Origin of the sequence: Pseudomonas sp. 39004 (assembly GCF_028682155.1) — a bacterium.
GTDB lineage: Bacteria > Pseudomonadota > Gammaproteobacteria > Pseudomonadales > Pseudomonadaceae > Aquipseudomonas > Aquipseudomonas capeferrum.
Genome location: NZ_JANIAG010000283.1, coordinates 1 through 3,969, shown reverse-complemented (window position 1 = coordinate 3,969; position 3,969 = coordinate 1). Strand labels below are relative to the sequence as shown.

The 3,969-nt window shown below is 66.7% G+C and carries 3 protein-coding genes; 1 reads left to right on the top strand and 2 read right to left on the bottom strand.

The annotated features are described in order from the left end of the window. Window positions 1-634: LysR family substrate-binding domain-containing protein (locus NP534_RS25980; RefSeq protein WP_274100627.1), on the top strand; the 634-nt coding region annotated here is incomplete at its 5' end. Window positions 635-636: 2 nt separating this feature from the next. Here the strand turns inward: NP534_RS25980 and asnB are convergent. Further along, the gene (gene asnB, locus NP534_RS25975; RefSeq protein WP_274100626.1) at window positions 637-2,472 is read right to left on the bottom strand and encodes an asparagine synthase (glutamine-hydrolyzing); all 1,836 of its coding nucleotides are present in this window, start codon (window positions 2,470-2,472) and stop codon (window positions 637-639) included. Between the two features lie 10 nt (window positions 2,473-2,482). Then, the gene (locus NP534_RS25970; protein WP_274100625.1) at window positions 2,483-3,868 is read right to left on the bottom strand and encodes an amidase family protein; all 1,386 of its coding nucleotides are present in this window, start codon (window positions 3,866-3,868) and stop codon (window positions 2,483-2,485) included. Window positions 3,869-3,969 lie beyond the last annotated feature (101 nt).

The following is a 3,969-nucleotide window of genomic DNA, read 5'->3' as shown; positions in this document are numbered from 1 at the left end:
CTACGAGTCGCTGCTCACCACCTTGCGCAGGTTCCGCGAGGTCTACCCGAATGTGCGCCTGACCATCCGTGAGATGCCCTCGGCCTCCCAGGCCAAGGCCTTGTTGGCCGGCGAGGCCGACATCGGTTTCATGCGTAAACTTCCCATGCCGCCCGACACCATCGAGTCGCGGCTGTTGCTCAACGAGCAGATCATCATGGCCCTGCCCGCCAGCCACGCCAGGGCACAACAGCCCCTGGTCGACCTGCGCGACTTCGCCGAAGAGGACTTCGTGTTTACCCCGCAAGCCCTGGGCAGTGGCTACCACAGCCAGTTGATAGCCCTGTGCGAGTCGGCCGGTTTCTACCCCAAGGTGGTCCAGGAAGCGGCGCAGATCCATACCTTGATCGGCCTGGTGGCCTGTGGTTTCGGCGTGGCCCTGGTGCCCGAGTCGATCGCCTACTCCACGCTGCGCGACCGTGTGCAGTTCCGGCCGATCCGCCCGATCAAGGACCAGCCGACCCCGACCATGGGCCTGTACATGAACTGGAACATTCAGAACGCCTCGCCAGCCTTGGGCAGCTTCATCGCCATGCTCGACCAGGGCGCGCCGAAGCGCTTCAGCGACACCCTGCAGAGCCCTTTGATCCTGTAGGCCTACAGCGTCAGGCGATACTCCCGCAACCAGGTATCCAGCGCCAAGGCGGTTTCCAGGTTGTTGCGCCGCAGCTGCGAGTTGAAGTGGCCCTCGGGCTGACGCAACTCGGCGGCCAGCCGGCCATGGTCGATGACCTGGAACACCGGCTGGCCTGGGGCATTCAGCAACTGCCCGATGCGCCCCCGCAGGAAGCGTTCATAGGCCAGGTTGGCCGACGTCGGGTACGGGCTCTTGCGCCGCTGCAACACCGCAGGCGGCACCAGGCCGGCGCTGGCTTGCTTGAGCAACCATTTCTCCTCGCCATCCTTGCCCTTGATCGACCACGGCACGTTGTACACGTACTCCACCAAGGTGTGGTCCGTGAACGGCACCCGCACTTCGAGGCTGGCGGCCATGCTCAGGCGGTCCTTGCGGTCGAGCAGAATCGGCAGCCAACGCTGCAGGTGCATGTGGCAGATCTCGCGCATGCGCCGCTCCAGCGGGCTGTCACCCGGCAGGTGCTCGACGCTGTCCAGGGCCTGGTGATAGCAGCTGTCCTGATAGCCGGCAAAGTCGCAGGCACGGTTGAACTCGGGGTTGATCAGCCCAGGCTGCAGCAGTTGCATACGCGACAACCAAGGGAAGCGCGCTGTCGCCACGGCCTGCGGATCGCGGAACCAGGCATAGCCGCCAAATACCTCGTCTGCCGCTTCACCGGATATAGCCACCGTAGAGTGCGCGCGGATGGCCTTGAACAGCAGGTACAGCGAGGTATCCACGTCGCCGAAGGTTGCCGCGCTGTCATTGGCGCGGCACACCGCCAGGCGCGCCGCGTCCGCCACCAGCTCGCGGTTGTCGATCAGGATGGTCTGGTGCTGGCTGCCGATGTACTGCGCGGCAGCCAGGGCGTAAGGCTGATCGCGTTCCGGGCGAAACGCGTCACTCTGAAACTGTTCGGCCTGGCCGACGAAATCCACCGAGAACGAGTTCACCACCCCGCCCTGCTCCGCCTGCAGCCGTTGTTGCGCCATGGCGGTGAGCAGGGTCGAGTCCAGGCCACCGGACAGCAGCGAGCACACCGGCACATCGGCGTGCAGCTGCTCGCCCAGCGCGTTGTCGAGCAGCTCGCGGGTGCGCTCGACCGTGGTCGCCAGGTCATCCTCGTGCACTCGGCGTTGCAGTTGCCAATAGCGGCTGATTCTGACCTGCCCATGGGGCCGCCAGGACAACCGATGCCCGGGCGGCAGTTCGCTGACCCCGCGCAACGCCGTGCGGGTAGTACCCCGGCTCAGGCTCAGGGCATCCACCAGGCCGAGCGGGTCCAGGGCGCTGGCGAAGTCGGGGTGCGCCAGCACCGCCTTGATCTCCGAGCCGAACAGCAGCCCCTGCTGGTGGCGGGCGTAGTACAGCGGCTTGACCCCCAGGCGATCACGTACCAGCAGGAAATGGCCGTCGCGCCCGTCGAACACGGCAAAGGCGAACATGCCATTGAGGTAGTCGCAGCACTGCTCGCCCCACTCCAGGTAAGCGTGCAGCACCACTTCGGTGTCGCTGCGCGTCTGAAACGTGTGCCCGGCCTGTCGCAGGCGCTCGCGCAGGGCATTGTGGTTATAGACCTCGCCGGTATACACCAGCGCCACTTCCTCACCACTGGCGAAGCGGTAGGTCATCGGCTGCACGCCACCGCTCAGGTCGATGATCGCCAGGCGCCGGTGGCCCAACAAGGCATGCCGGTGCTGCCAGCTGCCGCTGGCATCTGGCCCGCGCAGGGCCAGGGTGTCGGTCATGGCGCCGAGCACCTGGCGCTGTTGGCTCAGGTCGCGGGTGTAGTCCACCCAGCCGGTAATTGCGCACATGGCTCGCTCCTTACACCTGAAGACGGCGGGTAGGCAGCAGGCCGATCAACGCCTGCAGCCGTTTGGCGATGTCCAGCAGCTGCTGCTCGCTGTCGCGTCGGCCCATGATCTGGATGGCCAACGGCGCCTTGCCGTCGGCACTGAGGGCAACCGGCACGGTGATGGCTGGCAGGCCGCTGAAACTGGCCAGTGGGGTGAAGCCGATCTTCTGCGGGTAATCGTGATCGTCGGGTGACGGAATGGTCGAGTCACCCGGTTGCGGGTTGCGCCGGTCGAATGGCCGGTTCGGGTCCATCGGAAAGACCACGAAGTCCACCTGGGCGCTGTCGAACCAGGCATCGATGCCCGCGCGCACGGCGTCCATGCGCCCATGAATGCGCTGATAATCGCTGTCGCTCACCCCTTCACCGACCTTGAGCGCACTGAGGGTCGACCAGTGCAGTTCGCTGTCGAAGCGGCGTGCCCAGGCGGCCGAGGCCAGCCAGGCGTCACGCGCACACAGCTGCCAGGCATCGCCACGGCAGGCCCAGAGGTCAGGCATGGCGACTTCATGCGGCGCCATGCCCAGGTCGGCCAGGGCCGCTCGCGCCTGGCCCAGCATGTCGAGCATGGGCGCGCTGGTCAGTGCCGGGTCCAGGGCGTGCGCCAACAGGCCAACCCGGTAGTGCGGCTTGAGCGGTTGCTGATCACCCAGCAGCGGTGCCAGGCCCAGCATTGGCAGTAACAGGTCGAGGTCGTCGGCACTGCGAGTGACCCAACCGAGGGCGTCCATGCGTGGCGACAGCGGGAATACCCCGGCTAGGCTGGCGGCCTTCTGGGTCATGCGCAAGCCGACCATGCCGCAGTGCGATGCCGGCCAGCGCACCGAACCGAGTACATCGGTACCCAACGAAATATCGCACAGGCCCGCCGCCACGGAGACCGCAGACCCCGTACTGGACCCTGACGGGTCGATGCTCGGGAAGTGCGGGTTGCGGCAGCCTGCGCCGAACGCAATGTTCAACTCGGTGGTCGCCACCTTGCTGGTCAGCACGATGCGCGGGTCGAGGCAGGTCAGCGCCTTGGCGCTGCGCTGCGGGTAGTGACGGTAGCTGCGCAGCCCCAGACGGGTCGGCAGGCCGGCGACATCCACGGTGTCCTTGACCCCCAGCCGAAACCACGGCGCCTCGGCCGGGCGGGTGCTGGTCAGGCACCGATAGTGGCTGTCGGCATGGTCGCGCCAGGCGTCGTACTGCGCGGCCCAGTCAGCCGCCAGCGCGGGGCTGCGCTGCAGCAGTTCGAGGCGCTTGCGCAGGCTGAGGCCAAGGTATTCGGGTTGCTCGCGGCCACTGTCCAGCGGCGCACCGCAGTGGTTCAGGTAATGGGCGATGGTGTCCTGGGTATCAGCGTGGCTCATGGGTGTATTCCTTGACAGAAGTTGCGGCCGCCCACGGCTGGGGCTTGCCGGTGGCAGACAGAGGCAGATGGGCGACCCGGCGCACGGCGACCGGTCGCGGG